Origin of the sequence: Brachybacterium sp. AOP25-B2-12 (assembly GCF_052378625.1) — a bacterium.
GTDB lineage: Bacteria > Actinomycetota > Actinomycetes > Actinomycetales > Dermabacteraceae > Brachybacterium.
This window is the reverse complement of the sequence record NZ_JBQSXW010000006.1, coordinates 121,915-138,003: the sequence shown is the minus strand read 5'-3', so window position 1 is coordinate 138,003 and position 16,089 is coordinate 121,915. Positions and strand designations below refer to the sequence as shown.

Here is a 16,089-nt window from a genome sequence, read left to right as displayed (position 1 = left end):
GTGACCCCTGCTTCCGCTCCGCATGGCACAGCACCCGCCGCCCCCCACCGCTCCGGCTCCCCCGCCTGGGCCCTCCCGCTGGCCGTGGTCGGCGGCGTGCTCGCGTCCGTCCAGTCCCGCATCAACTCGCGCCTGGCCACGGACATCGACGACGGGTTCACCGCCGCCGCGATCTCCTTCGGGACCGGGCTCGTGATCGTCCTGGCCATCGTGCTGGCCTCCCGGGCTCTGCGCGGGCGGACCGCCGCGTTCCGGCACGACCTCCGCACGGGCGCATTCCCGTGGCCGCTCGCCCTCGGCGGCGTCGGCGGCGCGACCTTCGTGCTCGGGCAGGGTCTGTCGGTCGCGATGATCGGGGTGGCGCTGTTCATCGTGTGCGTCGTGGCCGGTCAGACCGTCACCGGGCTGATCGTGGACCGGGTGGGTCTGGGTCCGGGCGGCTCCCGGGCACTCACCCCGCCGCGCGTGATCGGTGCGGCGCTCATGGTCGCGGCCGTCGCGCTGGCGATGTCCGGCGGCGTCTCGACGTCGGCCCCGTGGTACCTGCTGGCCCTGCCGATGGTCGCGGGCGTCGCCATGGGGCTCCAGCAGGCCGTCAACGGCCGTGTGTCCCAGCACAGCGGGCACTTCCTCGTGGCGACGCTCGCCAACTTCGTCATGGGCACGGCCGCGCTCGTCGTGGCCGCGCTGGTCCACGGCCTCGTGGTCGGTCGCGGCCCGTCCGCACTGCCCGCGAACCCGCTGCTGTACCTGGGTGGGGTGATCGGTGTCGGCTTCATCGCGATGGCCGCCTACCTCGCGGCGCCGCTGGGTGTGCTCACCCTGGCCATGGCGACGATCGCCGGGCAGATCCTCGGCTCCGTGGCCCTGGACCTCCTGGCCCCGGCAGCGGGCGACCACCTGCAGCTCACGACGGTGCTGGGTGCGGCGCTGACGCTCGTCGCGGCGCTCGTCACCGCCGGGATCAGGCCCCGCCGGCGAGCCAGCCGCTGACGCGCGCGGTGAGATCGGCGTCGTCGTGGGCCGCGAGCACCTCGGTGACCGCGGCCTCGTCCTGCAGACGGCCGATGAGCCGCTGGAGGCGCAGGGGCTGGGTGTGCAGACCGTCGGCGTCGAGCACGAGCATGACCACCAGGCGCACCGCGACGGTCTGCGCCGGCGCGCCCATCTGCCGGAACTCCACGGGGGCCGCGAGGGTCGCGACGGCGACCCCGGGGACCCGCACGTGCTCGGGATCCGTGTGCGGGATGGCGGTGCCGATCACGGTGGGCAGACCCGTCGGGTAGCTCTCTTCGCGAGCGATCACCGCGTCGCGGAATCCTGGGGTCACGGCGCCCAGTCCCCGCAGGCGATCGGAGAGCTCGCCGAGCAGCGCGGCGGCGGTCCTCGCCCCGGATCGGGCGATGAGCGCCCCGGGGATCGGCGCGAGGACGGGGGCGTCGTGGGCGCCGCCCGAGCCGTCGACCTCGTCGCCGGTGCCGGTGCCGGTGCCGGTGCTCAGGCCTGCGTCCGTTCCGCCATCGCTGCACGTCCCCATCGGCCGCCCCTCGTCTCGTGTGGCCCGCCAGGGTCTCATGCCGCGGGTGTGCACGTCCGTGCGTACCCTGGCACCCGGAGGGCCGACCTCCGACGCACCCGCGGCGCACGTTCGGGGCCGAGCCGTCCGCCACTCCGCCCCCCCCCCCGCCCATCCGACCGCCGCATCCCGCCCTGTTCGCTCCACCCGGCTCGACCGCCCGTCCCCCTCCCCGAAGGAGCCCCGATGCCCGCACCCCGCGACACGGCCACCGTGGTCCAGGCCGCGCGGCTCTACCACGAGGACGGCCTGTCCCAGACGGAGGTCGCCCGCGTGCTGGGGCTCTCGCGCTCGAACGTGTCGCGGATCCTCGCCCAGGCCAAGGAGCGGGGCATCGTCGAGATCACGATCACCGACCCCGACGCGCCGCCCGTACGGGACGATGCCCTCGGCGAGGCCCTCGCCGCCCGCTTCGCGCTCACCGAGGCGGTGGTCGTCACCGGCGGGCGCGGTCAGGCGCTGGACTCGGTCGCGCGGGCCGCCGCGGCCCTGCTGCGCGAGCGTGCGCCGTCCCTGCGGTCGATCGGCGTGTCGTGGGGCCAGAGCGTGCAGAGCGTCGTGGCCCACCTCGAGCCCGTGCGCCTGCGGCCCGCGCCGCGCGTGCTGCCGCTGGTGGGCGGCATGAGCGACCTCGATCAGCTCGACTCCGGGGATTCCGTGCTGCGGGTCCTGGCCGCGCGGCTGGGCGCGCGTCCCGAGCCGCTGTTCGCCCCCGCGATCCTCGAGTCCGCCGCGGCGTCCTCGACGCTCCTGCGGGAGACGTCGATCCGCAGCGTGCTCGCGGCGGCCGCCGAGGTCGAGCTCGCGCTCGTGGGGATCGGCTCGACGGGGCTGCACTCCTCCCCGCGGCTGCTCGAGGCCATGGCCCTGACCGCCGAGGAGCGCGCGATCGTGCATGCCCAGCGACCCGCGGGCGATGTCTGCGGGAGGTTCGTCGACCTCGATGGCACTCCCCTGGGACCGCCCACCGCGGACCGCGTGCTCGCGGTGTCCTTCCCGCAGCTGGCGCGGATCCCGGAGGTCGTCGCCGTCGCGGCGGGTGCGGAGAAGGCACCCGGGGTGCTCGGGGTGCTGCGGTCCGGGGCGCTCGACACCATCGTGCTGGACGTGCATCTCGCGCGGGCGGTGCTCGCCGGCGCGTGACCCCGCCGCGAGGGAATCGGGCCGCGCCGCATCGCCGACGGACCGGGCGGCATCGGTCTCCGTCGGGGCCGGTCGGGGCGAGCCGCGCGCCCGGTCGGGCGACACCCCGAGCAGGTCAGCCCGCGCGCCGCAGCGTGCGGGCGACGGTCTCGCGCATCCGCCCCGCCATGCCCGGCCCGTCGACGGGCACCCGTCCGGCCACCTGCGCCGGGAGGAACCGGGGCCACGAGGCGTCGAAGTTCAGCAGTCGCCGCAGGTCCGCGGCGGGATCCACCTTCCGCCCCGAGAGCTCCTCGTAGCCGTCGAGGAATCGCATCGCGAGGTCGACGGAGAACAGCACGGCGATGTTCAGCCGGCAGTGCCCCACGTCCAGCCCCGGGTCCGCGAGCCCCGCCGTCGGCCAGTCCACGACGGCCGAGACGTCGCCCTCGTGCCACAGGACGTTGAAGTGCTGGTAGTCGCCGTGGGCGAACACCTGCGCGGCCGGGTCCGCGGGACGCGCGGCCAGCGCCCGGGCCTCGCGCGCGAGTCCCGGGTCGAGGTCGAGCCAGGCGTGGTCCTCGGCGGTCCACTGCTCGCACGGCGTGAGCTCGGGCGGCGGCACCGCGTGGATCCGCGCGAGCATCCCCGCCAGGTTCCGGACCCACGTGCCGGGGTCGGCAGGTGTGAGGTCCACCTGACCGGGCAGGAACGTCGTGACCGTGGTGGGACTCCCCGTGCTCGCACCGTCGGGATCGGCGGCGATCAGGCGCGGCACCGGCAGGTCCGTCGCCGCGAGCGCCTCGAGCCCGGCGATCTCCCGGCGCACCCGCACCCCGTGGTCCTCGCCGTCGACCGGCCAGCTCCGCACCACGAGGTCTCCGGTCCCGTCGAGCGGACGGATCCGGACGTTCTGCCCCGTGATGCCGCCGATCAACGGGCCGACCAGCGAGAACGCGCCGACCTCGCGGGTCAGCCAGGCGCGCAGAGCGGGATCGATGCTCGCGGCGGAGTCAGGGGTCACCGGCATGACATCGACCCTGCCAGACAGGAAGGCCGGAGGCCATCGAGTTCGGGCCATCGCCGCGCTGAGCCGGCGGACGGGTGCCTTTCCTCGCGAGGATGGCATCGCGGACCACCCACGACCACACCGACCGGATGTGCTGCATCTCGATCCGGGCCGCACCCACCGGACCACGCCCTGACGCTCGAGAGGCCCTGCTCGAGGATCTCTCGGTGTCGCGCTCGGACGCGGCGGTGCGCGCGGCCCCTCAGACGCTCCGGCCCGCGATGATCGCCGACAGTCGCGCGCTCGTCGCGTGGTCCACGGGGAGTTCCGAGGCGTCCAGGTGCGTGATCGGGGCCGCGAGCCGTGCGCTCGACAGCAGCCAGGCGCCGTCGGAGGCCACCACCTGCTCGGGGGTCAGCAGTGTCTCCTCGCACACCACGCCCTCGGTCCGCAGCGCCTCGAACACCGTGCCCAGGCTCGTGCCCGGCAGCACCCCGGCGTGGTCCGGCGTCGTCACGTACCGGTCCCCGAGGCGCACCAGGAGGGTGGAGGTCGGGCCCTCGAGCGCGTACCCGTCGGAGGAGACGTACAGGACGTCGTCCACGCCGCGGCGGGCGGCCTCGCGCAGGGACGCCATGTTCACGGCGTAGCTCAGCGACTTCGCCCCGGCGAGCAGCCAGGGGCTCGTGGCCGGTGCCGTGGTGGGCAGGCCGCGGTCCAGCACGGTCACGCGGATCCCCTCGCGCTCGGGCCCGTAGTCAGGGGCCACCTTGGCGTGGACCCACGCGGTGGGGCGCTCCGGCCCGGGCGTGCCGTGCTCGGGACCGGCGGTCACGAGGATCCGCACCATCGCCTCCGGGACGGCCCCGAGAGCGTCGATCGCGGCCGCGACGGCCTCGGCGAGGACGGCACGGTCCAGGACCGGGAGCTCCTCCATGTCGGCGCTGCGCTGCAGGCGTGCGAGGTGGGCGTCGAGTGCCATCGGCCGGCCGTCGAACACGCCGATGGTCTCGAACACGCCCTCGCCGCGGGTGACGCCGAGGTCGGTCACGAGCAGCTGGGGTGCGGCCGGATCCGCAGGATGGAACGGCGCCTCGCCGTGGACGGCGCCGAGGATCCCGGGCACGAGCAGCAGCACGGGGGCGGGGGCCGCGGTGGGCACGGCCTTTGCTGCCGCGGGAGCGGTGCGTGCGGCGAGGTCGGTGCCGTCGGTGCTCGGCTCGATGGTGGCGGTGGTGTCGGTCGTGTCGGTGGTGCTCATGATCGGGGTCAGTCCTCTTCTGCGACGACGGCGATGACCTGACCGGCGTGGTCCCAGGCCAGATGGAAGTAGACGGGGTCCCCGGGGAGGTCGGCGTCCATGACGGCGACGCTCGCGTCGAGAGGGGCGTCCCGGAGGTCGGCGACGGCGAGGGTGCCCTCGGGCAGGTGCTCCTCGGCGATGTCGGCGGCACCCACCGCGTGCACGGGCACGGTGATGCGCTCGGCCTCGGGCAGGGCGCCGAGGATCGTGCGGAACAGGTGGGCGTCCATGAGCTCCGCGGCGACGTCCGCGCGCGCGTGGTCGTCCGCGACGGCGTCGGCACCGCGCGTGCGGGCGATCTCGGCGTCGAGGGCGTCCAGCGTCGCGGTCAGCGCCTCGGCGTACCGCTCCAGGAAGGCGCCGAGGTCCCGGGCGGCGAGGGTCGGCGCGAGATCCTCGCCGATCCCGTAGACCGCGCCGGGGGCGCCGTCCTCGCCGATCGTCAGGACCACGGCGACGTCCTCACCCTCGTGGAGCGGGTAGTACGTGGTGGGCGCACCCAGCAGCGTGTAGGGACCGAGGTCGGTGCGCTCGTCGACGAGCAGGGTGAGCCCGGCGCGACCGCGCACCGTGATGCCGCCGAACTCCTCGACCACCTGCTCGAGGGAGGGCGGAGGATCGGTGCTCTCGTCGACCTCGCCGTCGTCGTCGACGCGGGTGGGCAGAAGGGACACGTCCTCGGGGTGGCGCAGGGCGAGGGAGGCGAGGCGTTCGAGCACCGGCCGCAGCGGCTCGACGGGCAGGACACCGGCCGCGTCGGGCCAGGGCAGGGTGGTTCCGGAAGGCATGACGTCACTCTCGCACATGGCATCGGGCCCTGCGGCCCGCTCGCCGATGTCCTCGGCGTCCGCCGAAGGAAGCGGCCCGCCGACCATGCCCGATCCGGCGTCCGGGCCGGCATCGGATCATGGCCGATCCAGCGTCCTGGGCGGCACCGGACGGCGTCGGATCCGGCCTCCGGGCAGACGTCGGGACGTGCCCGTCCTGCCTCGGGCCGAGCTCAGATGCCGTGCGCGGCCGCGCCCGGGCGGGTCACGAGCCAGGTCGCGGCGTCGCCCACGGCGGGGAACTCCTCGGCGTAGGCGTCGATCCATTCGCGGGCGAAGTCGTCGGCGCCGGCGCGATCGACCATGGCCCAGACGCTCCCGCCGAAGCCTGCGCCGAAGGCGCTCGCGGCGTGGGCCCCCATCATCCGGGCCAGGGTGCACAGGCGCATCGTCTCGGGGGTCTGGTTCCCGAGCCCCTTCTCCGCGTGGTACTGCGAGAGGTCGACGATCCGTCCGAACTCCCGGACGTCGCCGGCCCGCAGGGCCTTGAGCGCCATCGGCACGATGAGCTCGGACTCCACGAGGAACTGCTCGAGGCGGCCCTCGAGGTACGCGTCGCCCTCGACGAGCGTGCGCAGCCGGGCCGGGGCCCCCGGGCTCGAGGCGACGGCGTCCCCGAGCGTCGGATCATCGCGGTGGGTCGCGCCGTTCCATCGGCCCAGGATCTCCCGGGCCGACATCGACACCCGGTTGTAGCGGTCCTTGGCGGCGCCGGTCTTCTCCGCCTGGACGCCCGAGACGCCCACGACCAGCGCGGCGTCCTCGGGGAAATCCACCTGCTCCTCGAAGCGCACGGGGCAGAAGGCGTACTGCAGGAGCCGCCCCTCGCGGGCGCACAGCATCGCGGTGTGGTCCTCGCTGCCGCCGAAGGTGCCCACGCCGCGGTGGCCGGCCAGGGTGCCGTAGCTCTGCCCGTTCTCGACGGTTCCGAGGTACTCCCCCAGACGCTCACGGTCCGGGACCTCGGCGAGGAAGCGCGGGTCGGTGGCGATCCCTCCGAGCTCGAGCAGCGTCATGGACAGCCCCACGACGAGCGCCGAGGAGCTCGACATGCCGGCGGCCAGCGGGAGGTCGGACTCGATGGTGATGTCGGCGCCGCGCAGCTGCTCGGGGAAGTTGGCGTGGAGGCGGCCGGCCACGGTACGCACGTACCCGGACCAGTGCCCGGGCGCCCGGTGCGCGGGGTCCTCGCCGTCCAGACGCAGGACGATGGTCTCCCGGGCGATCGTGGAGGTCACCCGCAGCAGGTCGTCGTCGCGGGCCGTGGCCTCGACGGTGTGCCCGCGGTCCACGGCCGCCAGCAGGGAGCGTCCGCCCGCGTAGTCGGTGTGCTTGCCCAGCACCTCGACGCGACCGGGCACGAACCAGCCCACCCGGTCGGGGCGCGCCGTGGCGGCCCCTGCGGCCTGCGCGGTCGCGGCGGGCCCCTCGGGGTGCGCGAGGGCGGACCGGGGTTCTGTCACAGGGCCACCTCGACGCCGGCCAGCGCCTCCTGCACGGCGGCGACGTCTCCGCGGGAGGACATGTCCAGCACTCCGGCGGCGACGGGCACGACGGTGAAGGTCTCCCCGTGCTCGCGCGCCAGCATGACCGCGTCGATGATCTCGAGCTCACCGCGCGGCGACGGCGCCACCTGCGCGCTCGCGCGGAAGATCGCGGGCGTGAACAGCCAGGCGTTCATCGACACGGGCGTGTCCTGGCCGTAGGCGGCCAGCTGCTCCTCGTCGGGCTTCTCGACGAGCCCCGTGAGCGCCCCGTCGGCGTCCTGGGTGACGAGCGCGAAGGCCCGCACCCGGTCCGCAGGGATGTTCGACTGCTCGACGAGGGCCTGCCGGTCGAAGCCCAGCAGAGCGCTTCCCGGAGCCTCGGCCAATCGGGCCAGAGCGGGGACGGGGTAGTAGTTGTCGGAGTTCAGGACGATCACGCGGTCCTGTCCCGCGAAGTCCTCCGCCGCGGACACGGCGCCGGCGGTGCCCCGGGGCTCGGCCTGGACCGCCGTGGTGACGGCGACGCGGCCCCCGCTGGTGCGGGCGGCGTACTCCCGCAGGACATCGTGCTCGGGACCGATGACCAGGCACACCTCGGTGATCCCGACGTCGGCCAGCGCGGAGATCACGTAGTCCAGGAAGGGTCGGCCGACGTCGATCATCGCCTTGACGCCCGAGGCCGCGACCTGCGCCTGGCGTGCGTCCAGCACCGCGCCCTCGTCGGCGCGGCGCATCCTCGTCCCGAGCCCCCGGGCCAGGATCACGGCCTTGGTGGGAGGGGTGGGGACGGCGTGGTCGGTCGTCGTGTGGCTTCGCTCGTGCACCTGTGCAGTGTACGGAAGACGGCTCCGACCGACAGGTGACGGGTCTCCGTGGGGACCTGATCGGCATCGCGCCCCTGGCTAGACTGCGGTGCACTCCCGGAGCGTCCAGCGGCGCACCGGGCCCCGATCCGACGCAGGAGGCCTCATGGGACGCGAGGTCGGAAGCAGCGTGTACACACGCAGCCAACGCACGCGCTACCGGCGCGAGCTGCGCCGGAACCTGGACATCTTCGAGACCTATCTCGACCACGCGGAGTTCCGCGACGAGGGCACCGTCGGCGTCGAGCTCGAGCTGAACCTGGTCGACGCGCAGGACCGCCCGGCGCTGACCTCCCCGCAGATCCTCCGGACCCTCGACGACGAGGACTTCGTCCACGAGATCGGTGCCTTCAACCTCGAGACGAACCTCCCGGTCACCTCGCTGGGCGGGCAGGGGCTGCGGGGCCTGGAGGGCGAGCTGTCGGCGCGCATGCGGCAGGCCGAACGCGCCGCCGAGGAGTCCGACACGCACGTGCTGGCGATCGGGCATCTGCCCACGCTGACCCAGGACGTGCTGAGCGACGCCTCGTGGCGCTCCCCCGGGACCCGCTACGCGGCACTGGACGCCTCGGTGCTCGATGCCCGCGGCGAGGAGATCCACCTGCTCGTCGAGGGCGAGGGCTCCGGTCTGGACGTCGAGTTCGACTCGGTGGCCCCCGAGGCGGCGTGCACCTCGATGCAGCTGCACCTGCAGGTGGCGCCCGAGAAGTTCGCGGCGACGTGGAACGCGGCGCAGGCGATCGCGGGGCCCCAGGTGGCGCTCGCCGCCAACTCCCCGTTCCTGCTGGGCCGGCGCCTCTGGCACGAGACCCGCATCCCGGCGTTCACCCAGTCCATCGACACCCGGCCACCGGAGTACGCGGAGCAGGGGGTGCGGCCTCGCGTGTGGTTCGGCGAGCGGTGGATCACCTCGTTCTTCGACCTGTTCGAGGAGAACGTGCGGTTCTTCCCCGCCCTCATCCCCGAGTCGCGGGAGATGGCGGCCGAGCCCCTGCTCACCGAGGGCGCGGCGCCCCGACTGCACGAGCTGATGCTCCACAACGGCACGGTGTGGCGCTGGAACCGCCCCATCTACGACCCCGGCACGGATCTGCCCCACCTGCGGATCGAGAACCGTCTGCTGCCCAGCGGACCGACGGCGATCGACATGGCCGCCAACGCCGCATTCTTCTACGGCCTCGTGCACCACCTGGTCGACGAACGGCGCCCCCTGTGGTCGCGGATGGCGTTCCCGACGGCCCGCGACGCGTTCACGACCTGTGCCCGCCGCGGGCTCGAGGCCCGCATCGCCTGGCCGCGACTGGGGTCCGTGCAGGTCTCGGACCTCCTGACCGAGCAGCTGATCCCCCGCGCGATCGAGGGGCTGCGCGATCTGGGCGTGGACGAGGACCTCATCGAGCGCCACGAGCACGTGCTCATGGGGCGGGCGGCATCGCGTCGCACCGGGGCGCGCTGGCAGATCGACACGGTCGCGACGCTCGAACGCGAGGGCCTGGACCGTGCCGAGGCGCTCGCCGCGATGACCGAGCTCTACCGCGGCCACATGTGGTCGGACCGTCCCGTCCACGAGTGGCCCATCGGCCGCTGAGGGACCGGCCCGCATCAGGGACCCCCGAGGGAATCCGGACCCCGCCGCGGCAGCTCTGCGGTGCGGCGCGGCACCGCCAGGCCCTCCCGGAGGAACGGCACCTCATCCTGGGCCTTCTCGCTCGTGACACGGCCCACGTCGTCGATCGTGCGCTCGAGGCGCTGGTGCTCGGCCACCACGCCGTCCGCGCCCACGCCGAGCGCCGCGCCCGCATGCCCTCCGACCCACTCCGCAACCGGACGCACCCCGTCCTCGGCGAGGATCCGCGGGAGGGAGAACACCAGGCGCGAAGGTGAGCTGTCCTGGCTCGCGCCGCTGTCCTCACGGTCCATCGCCGCGCCGCGCAGCCTGTGCCACGCTCCGTTCACGGCGCCCGTGACCTGGGAGGCGGTGGAGCCGACCGGAGCCAGCGGGGTGAGCTCCAGGGCGTTGGCGGCGGCGTCGAGACCTGCGAGCTTCTCGGTCACGTACCCGTCGACCACCGTGAACGGGTCTCCCTCCCGCAGCCCCTGGATCTTCTCGTAGCGCCCGAGCTGCACGTTGGTCATGCCGACACCGACGGCCTGGGCCGCGCCGACCACGGGAGCCATCCCCGCCACCGCGCTGCCCTGGGAGATCGTGTTCCACTCCCTCTCGGTGACCGATCCGTGCTCCGGACCGAGCGCGTCGATGATCAGCCCGTCCGACGGCGCCTCCCCCTGCGGCAGCGGCGAGGGCGGCCGGGGCGAGTGCCAGCTGCCCAACCGATCGGCGAACGGTGCCGCCATGGCCCTCGGGTCGCCCTCGCCCACGACCGCGCCGGAGCCATCGGCAGAACCCGGGATCACCGTCGCGGGCGTTCCCGGCGAGAGGTTCGGCGCGGGGCCGGCGGCCGGCGGCGCGTCCTGGGCCGAGGAGGCATGCTCCTGGGCATCGGCCTCCGCACGCAGGCTCGTGGCGCGCGCCCGCAGGGATCCGACGAGGGCGAGGCGGAGCAGACCCGAGGTGGTCCGGGCCTCGGATCGGTACGCGTCGGCGTCCGGGCCCTCCCACTCGACCGCCGTGATGCCCTCCTGCAGCGCGGCGGCGAGCGTCTCGATCCTGCCGGCGTCGACGTCCAAGGACGCCGCCGCGTCCCAGAGCTCCTCCGGATCACAGCCTCGGAACATCCCGTGCCTCCTTCCCCTGCGGCTCGGACCCGCCGGGCGTCGGTGTCGATGTGCCGGGACCCGGGCGTTGGTCCGGGCCCACCCCGTCCTGTCGAGGCGAGCGGGGGTCGGCTGCGATCGCTCCCGAGCGCAGTCCGACAGGTCGATCCTGGCCTGGCGCAGGAGCCCCCGCACGGCGCGGCATCGCATGGTGGGCAGGTCGTCCCTGGGGAGGGAACGCGGCTTCTCAGGGAACTGGTAGCCGCGCCCCAGTGAAAACTCCGGAGAGGCCGTTTGACTGTCCTCAACGCATCGCAGGACGGCCCGCCCACTGAGGAGGGGGCAGGGCCCACGAAACTCCTCGATGCGGGGGAAAAGGGATGGCCCCGGCGCGTGGGGACGCGCCGGGGCACTTTTCTGTCCGGGACGCGTTCGACGCAGAGCGCTCCGCCCGGGGCGTGACCGACGACGGGCGGGTCTGCGGGCGGTGCGGCCCGACGACGGCGCTCCATCGCGGTCCGCCCGCGACGTCGCTCAGGGAACCGGAAGCGCGCACACAGAGGAATCACGGGCAGGACATGTTGAGTGGTCCCCACGCATCGCAGGACGGCCCGCCCACTGAGGAGGGGGCAGGGCCCACGAAGCTCCTCGATGCGGGGAAAAGGGATGGCCCCGGCGCGTGGGGACGCGCCGGGGCGCTTTTCTGTCCTGGCCGACCACGTGCCGTGCACGCCATCGCGGACCACGAACCCTGATCGATCCGCCGCGTCGTCCGCAGGGCTCGCAGGCAACCCCGCGCGTCCATCGGTCCCCTCCACCACCTGCGTTCGGGCAGACGGTCCGAGCCCGGTGACTCCCGGTCAGCGCCGCAGGTCGATCCCGAACACCCGGCGGATCTGCGCGACCGCGTGGCGGGTGTACCGCACGTCGGAGGGGGTCGAGGCCAGGGGCACGAACAGCCCTGGATGCTCCGGATGGGTGATGCGGCCGTGCCCGGATCCGGCGGTCACCACGAAGCCCGAGGCCTCGAGCGCACGCAGCAGCTCCGTGCGGGTGGTGGGGACCCGGGTGCCGGCCCCGCCCCGGGTGGATCGGCCCGCCATGTCGCGAGCATGCTCGTCCCGGTCGTCGACCGCCTCGGGCCGGACGGCCAGTGCGTATCCGCGCGCGAAGACGCCGATCACCGTGCTGTCGGCGCGCCGGACCTGCACCACGATCCCGCCGTGCAGGAAGTGGTCGCTGGTCCCGGCGTCGGAGGTCCACGCCTGCTCCGGTGAGGCGACCGCCTCGAGGATCCGCTCGGCGGTCACATCGGGGACGCCGACGATCCGCAGCTCGTCCTCGGCGATGCGCAGCGGTCGCGGTGCGGGACGGGGATCCTCCGGTCCGAGCGCGTGGACCGCGTCCGCGGCCGGCGCGAAGGGGACCCGCGGCAGCGCGACCGTGCGGGGGCGCCGAGCCGGAGCAGGCGTCCGGGCGACGGGGACGTCGGGCACCGTGGGCGCGACGACCGAGCCGTCGGCCGTCCAGTCCACCGGGCGGACCCGTGACGCCGGGTCGGGCCGATCACCGAGGGCACGGGGGGTGGGCCGCGCCGGGGATGCCGCGCCCCGTGGTGGGACCGGTCCCCGGGATGCCGTGGGCGTCAGGTCCCGCGGCTCCGTGCCGCGTGCTCTGCGAGCCATGGGTTCCCCTTCGTCGGTGTGCGGCGGCGTCCGCGGATCGGCGGCGTGCCCGCGGGAGGGCGGCGGTCACGTGACGTCCGACGACGCCGGGACAGGTCCACCGTACGGCGCGGGGATCGGGCGAGCGATCGCGGGACGACGAATCCCCCGCACACGGACATATCCTGACACGCGGACGGCCGTGGCACCCGCCCTCGGCGGACGATACGGTGACCACGCCCCGGAGCCGCGAGCACCGGACCCGTGACCGACCGGAGGACACCCGTCCATGACGAAGCTTCGCCACCGCACCGCGCATCCTGCCCACCCCTCGACGCGCCTGATCTCCGTGCTGTCGTCCACCGCCGCCGTGCTGGCGCTCGCCCTGGCCGGCTGCTCGCAACCCTCGCCGACGGCGTCGGGACCCGACGCACCCGCGACGACGACCGGGGCCACGGCGAGCGACGCCGGGGGTGCGGCCCCCGAGCCGTCGACCGCCGCGGCAGATGCGCCCATCGGCGTGACAGCACCTCCGGAGCCCCCACAGGTCCCGGATGCGTGCACGGGCGAGGGCATGCACGCGGTCTCTCTGGGGGGCGGCATCGATCCCGCGCTGCCCGAACGTGAGGGCTCCACGCTCGAGCTCTCGCTGGTCCAGGTGGCACAGCGGGACGGAGCTCCTGCGGCGCACCTGACGGCCTCGGTCGATGGCGATGACCCGCGCGTCATCCAGCCGGCGATCATCGGGGACGTCTTCACGGTGGACGTATGGACCTTCAGCGTCACGAGCGTGTGCGCCGACACGGTCGAGGTCGACCTCATCGACTGACGACGCCGGTCGCAGGCGGTCCGCGACCCCGCTCCCTGCGAGACTGCTCGCGTGTCCCCCGACCCGTCCACCTCCCCCGGCCCGCGCCCCTTCGATCTCGCGGTGATCGGCCGCGGCCTGCCGGTGGCCGCCGCCCTCGGGGACCTCGCGTCCGCGGCGGCCACGGGCGCCATGGTCGTCACCGCACCGCCCGGGACCGGCAAGACGACGTTCGTGCCCCCGCTCCTGGCCGACCGCTCCCCCGGGCCCGTGCTGCTGGTCCAGCCGCGGCGGGTGGCGGTCCGAGCCGCCGCACGACGCCTCGCGGCACTGGACGGCACCGCCGTGGGCGACCGCGTCGGGTTCACGGTCCGCGGAGAGCGCCGGATCTCGGCGAGCACCCGCATCGAGGTGCTGACCCCGGGTGTGCTGCTGCGCCGGCTCCTGCGCGACCCCGTCCTCGAAGGCGCGGGAGCGGTGGTCCTGGACGAGGTCCACGAGCGCTCCCTCGACGTGGACCTGCTGCTCGGGATGCTCGCGGACGCCCGCACTCTGCGGGAGGTCCTGCAGGTCACGGCGATGTCCGCGACCCTCGATGCGGAGGCGGTCGCCCGGGTGCTGGGCGGCGGCACCCCCGTGCCCGTCGTCGACGTGCCGTCTGCGCTGCACCCCCTGACCATCCGGTACGACGCCCCGGGGACACCGCGCCTGGACCGACGCGGCGTCACGTCCGCCGTCCTCGACCACCTCGCACGCATCGCGTCGCACGCCCACACGGCGGCGGGCGATGACGATGCCCTCGTGTTCGTCCCGGGCGCTCGTGAGGTCGACGAGGTCACGCGTCGCCTCCGCGGCCTCACCGGAGCGGAGGTCCTGCCGCTGCACGGACGCCTCCCGCCCCGCGAGCAGGACCGTGCGACCCGGGGGCGCGCTCCCGGGGAGGGGCCTCGGATCATCGTGTCGACGGCACTCGCGGAGTCCTCCCTCACGGTGCCCGGGGTGCGCCTGGTGATCGACGCGGGGCTCTCCCGCGAGGTGCGCCGCGATCGTGGACGGGACATGACGGGTCTCGTGACCGTCAGCGCCTCCCGCGCGAGCGCCGAGCAGCGCGCCGGCCGCGCCGCCCGCGAAACGCCCGGCACGGTCGTGCGCGCCTACGACGAGACCGACTTCGCCCGGATGCGCGCGGCCTCGCCCCCCGAGATCACGGCGGCGGACCTCACTGACGCCGCACTGCTGCTCGCGTGCTGGGGGACTCCGCGCGGCGAGGGCCTGGGACTGCTCACACCTCCACCCCCGGCGGCGATCGCCGACGCCGAGAGCACCCTCCGAGGGCTGGGACTCGTGGACGACGACGGCAGGGCCACGCCCGCCGGACGCACCGTCGCGGGCCTGCCCGTGGGGGTGCGCGAGGCACGCGCGCTGCTGGACGGCGCCCGCGAGCTCGGTGACGCGGAGGTCGCCGCCGAGATCGTCGCCGCACTGACCGACGACCTCCGGGCCGAGGGCGCGGACCTGACGCGCGCCCTGGTCGACCTGCGGGCGGGGAGGTCCCCGGCGACCCAGCGGTGGCGCCAGGAGACCCGGCGGCTGCGGGGCATCGCCCGCGAGCACGCCGCGCGGGAGGCGAGCCCGGCCGGTCCCGGCGGCCCGAGCGCACCGCGCGCCGCCCGCGGCACGAGGGGCTCGCCGGACCTCGCCGCAGGCACGATCCTCGCCCTCGCACGGCCCGAGCGGATCGCCCGCCGGGTCGCCACGGGGTCCCGCAGCCTCCTGCTGGCCTCGGGCACCCGTGCCGCGCTGCCCGAGGGCAGCACCCTCGCGGATCGGGAATGGCTCGCCGTGTGGACGGTCCAGCGTGCGGAGGGGCGCGCGGCCGACGGGACCGGCGCGGTGGTCCGGCTCGCGGCACCGCTCGACGAGGGGACGGCGCTGCGACTCGGGGAGCCCCTGATGACCCGTGGACGCATCACGCGCCTCGACGGCACCAAGGTCGTGGCCCGGGAGGAGCACCGGCTCGGAGCGATCGTCCTGTCCTCGACGCCGGTCGCGGCCGCTCCCGAGGACGCGGTGCCGGCGCTCCTGACCCACGTCCGCGAGAACGGCCTCGAATCTCTGACCTGGAGCGATGCCGCGCGCACGCTCCGGGGGCGCCTCGCGCTGCTGCACCGCGAGCTCGGAGCACCGTGGCCCGCCATGGACGACGACGCCCTCCTGGGGAACCTCGACGGGTGGCTCGCTCCCACCCTCGCCGGCATACGGGGGCCGGTCCGCGCCGACCGCGTGGATCTCACCGCCGCACTGCGCACCCTCCTGCCCTGGCCCGAGGCCTCGCACCTGGACTCTCTCGCGCCCGAGCGGCTCGCCGTGCCGTCGGGCTCCTCCGTCCGGATCGAGTATCCGGACCCGCAGGACGCGGCGGGACGGCCCGTCGTGGCCGTCAAGCTCCAGGAGTGCTTCGGCCTCGCCGAGACGCCCCGGCTGGTGGACGGCCGGGTGCCCGTGCTGTTCCACCTGCTCTCCCCCGCACGACGGCCCCTGGCCGTCACGGACGATCTGCGGTCCTTCTGGACCGGCCCCTACGCGGAGGTGCGCAAGGAGATGCGCGGGCGGTACCCGAGGCATCCGTGGCCCGAGGACCCGTGGAGCGCGCCCGCGACCGCGCGGACGACGCACGGACGGGGCGGGATTCGCCGACCGTGAGTCCAGGAGCGT

The 16,089-nt window shown here is 74.7% G+C and carries 13 protein-coding genes; 5 read left to right on the top strand and 8 right to left on the bottom strand.

Translation table 11 applies throughout. The annotated features are described in order from the left end of the window. Complete coding sequence (locus ACT3TZ_RS06550; RefSeq protein WP_444582595.1) at positions 1–993, top strand: DMT family transporter; 993 nt, start codon at positions 1–3, stop codon at positions 991–993. Here the strand turns inward: ACT3TZ_RS06550 and ACT3TZ_RS06545 are convergent. Beyond that, positions 965–1,537: a PTS sugar transporter subunit IIA gene (locus ACT3TZ_RS06545; protein ID WP_444582594.1), complete on the bottom strand. Its 573-nt coding sequence runs from the start codon at positions 1,535–1,537 to the stop codon at positions 965–967. The two genes, ACT3TZ_RS06550 and ACT3TZ_RS06545, sit on opposite strands and share 29 nt — an antisense overlap. Before the next feature lie 225 nt (positions 1,538–1,762). Between ACT3TZ_RS06545 and ACT3TZ_RS06540 the strand changes: the two genes are divergently transcribed. Beyond that, positions 1,763–2,719 carry a sugar-binding transcriptional regulator gene (locus ACT3TZ_RS06540; protein ID WP_444582593.1) on the top strand — a complete coding sequence of 319 codons (957 nt, stop codon included), beginning with the start codon at positions 1,763–1,765 and terminating at the stop codon, positions 2,717–2,719. A 115-nt stretch (positions 2,720–2,834) separates the two neighbouring features. Here ACT3TZ_RS06540 and ACT3TZ_RS06535 read toward each other — a convergent pair whose 3' ends face one another. The 5 genes from ACT3TZ_RS06535 to ACT3TZ_RS06515 form a co-directional block, all read right to left on the bottom strand. Next, the gene (locus ACT3TZ_RS06535) at positions 2,835–3,728 is read right to left on the bottom strand and encodes a phosphotransferase family protein (protein ID WP_444582592.1); all 894 of its coding nucleotides are present in this window, start codon (positions 3,726–3,728) and stop codon (positions 2,835–2,837) included. Between the two features lie 241 nt (positions 3,729–3,969). Then, the gene (locus ACT3TZ_RS06530; protein ID WP_444582591.1) at positions 3,970–4,968 is read right to left on the bottom strand and encodes an aminotransferase class IV; all 999 of its coding nucleotides are present in this window, start codon (positions 4,966–4,968) and stop codon (positions 3,970–3,972) included. An 8-nt stretch (positions 4,969–4,976) separates the two neighbouring features. Then, positions 4,977–5,798 carry a hypothetical protein gene (locus ACT3TZ_RS06525; protein ID WP_444582590.1) on the bottom strand — a complete coding sequence of 274 codons (822 nt, stop codon included), beginning with the start codon at positions 5,796–5,798 and terminating at the stop codon, positions 4,977–4,979. A gap of 212 nt (positions 5,799–6,010) precedes the next feature. Beyond that, complete coding sequence (locus ACT3TZ_RS06520; RefSeq protein WP_444582589.1) at positions 6,011–7,300, bottom strand: galactokinase family protein; 1,290 nt, start codon at positions 7,298–7,300, stop codon at positions 6,011–6,013. Next, complete coding sequence (locus ACT3TZ_RS06515) at positions 7,297–8,148, bottom strand: nucleotidyltransferase family protein (RefSeq protein WP_444582588.1); 852 nt, start codon at positions 8,146–8,148, stop codon at positions 7,297–7,299. The genes ACT3TZ_RS06520 and ACT3TZ_RS06515 overlap by 4 nt, the downstream gene beginning before the upstream one ends. 145 nt (positions 8,149–8,293) lie before the next feature. Between ACT3TZ_RS06515 and ACT3TZ_RS06510 the strand changes: the two genes are divergently transcribed. Then, positions 8,294–9,775, top strand: a complete 1,482-nt coding sequence (locus tag ACT3TZ_RS06510) for a glutamate--cysteine ligase (protein ID WP_444582587.1) — start codon at positions 8,294–8,296, stop codon at positions 9,773–9,775. A gap of 14 nt (positions 9,776–9,789) precedes the next feature. Here the strand turns inward: ACT3TZ_RS06510 and ACT3TZ_RS06505 are convergent, their stop codons facing one another. Then, positions 9,790–10,923 carry a WXG100 family type VII secretion target gene (locus tag ACT3TZ_RS06505; RefSeq protein WP_444582586.1) on the bottom strand — a complete coding sequence of 378 codons (1,134 nt, stop codon included), beginning with the start codon at positions 10,921–10,923 and terminating at the stop codon, positions 9,790–9,792. 839 nt (positions 10,924–11,762) lie between these two features. Then, positions 11,763–12,437, bottom strand: coding sequence for a hypothetical protein (locus ACT3TZ_RS06500; RefSeq protein WP_444582585.1), 675 nt, complete (start codon positions 12,435–12,437; stop codon positions 11,763–11,765). Positions 12,438–12,855: 418 nt separating this feature from the next. On the opposite strand from ACT3TZ_RS06500, the gene ACT3TZ_RS06495 reads away from it, so the two are divergent. Beyond that, entirely contained in the window at positions 12,856–13,395 is a 540-nt protein-coding gene (locus tag ACT3TZ_RS06495; protein WP_444582584.1) for a hypothetical protein, read from the top strand. Positions 13,396–13,446: 51 nt separating this feature from the next. Further along, on the top strand, positions 13,447–16,077 hold the full coding sequence (gene hrpB / locus ACT3TZ_RS06490; RefSeq protein ID WP_444582583.1) for an ATP-dependent helicase HrpB: 2,631 nt from the start codon (positions 13,447–13,449) through the stop codon (positions 16,075–16,077). Positions 16,078–16,089 lie beyond the last annotated feature (12 nt).

What these genes read in the sequence shown, in the direction of transcription:
- ACT3TZ_RS06545 (WP_444582594.1), bottom strand. Translation starts at nt 1,537, where the DNA reads ATGGGGACGTGCAGCGATGGCGGAACGGACGCAGGCCTGAGCACCGGC.
- ACT3TZ_RS06540 (WP_444582593.1), top strand. Translation starts at nt 1,763, where the DNA reads ATGCCCGCACCCCGCGACACGGCCACCGTGGTCCAGGCCGCGCGGCTC.
- ACT3TZ_RS06535 (WP_444582592.1), bottom strand. Translation starts at nt 3,728, where the DNA reads ATGCCGGTGACCCCTGACTCCGCCGCGAGCATCGATCCCGCTCTGCGC.
- ACT3TZ_RS06530 (WP_444582591.1), bottom strand. Translation starts at nt 4,968, where the DNA reads ATGAGCACCACCGACACGACCGACACCACCGCCACCATCGAGCCGAGC.
- ACT3TZ_RS06525 (WP_444582590.1), bottom strand. Translation starts at nt 5,798, where the DNA reads ATGCCTTCCGGAACCACCCTGCCCTGGCCCGACGCGGCCGGTGTCCTG.
- ACT3TZ_RS06510 (WP_444582587.1), top strand. Translation starts at nt 8,294, where the DNA reads ATGGGACGCGAGGTCGGAAGCAGCGTGTACACACGCAGCCAACGCACG.
- ACT3TZ_RS06505 (WP_444582586.1), bottom strand. Translation starts at nt 10,923, where the DNA reads ATGTTCCGAGGCTGTGATCCGGAGGAGCTCTGGGACGCGGCGGCGTCC.
- ACT3TZ_RS06495 (WP_444582584.1), top strand. Translation starts at nt 12,856, where the DNA reads ATGACGAAGCTTCGCCACCGCACCGCGCATCCTGCCCACCCCTCGACG.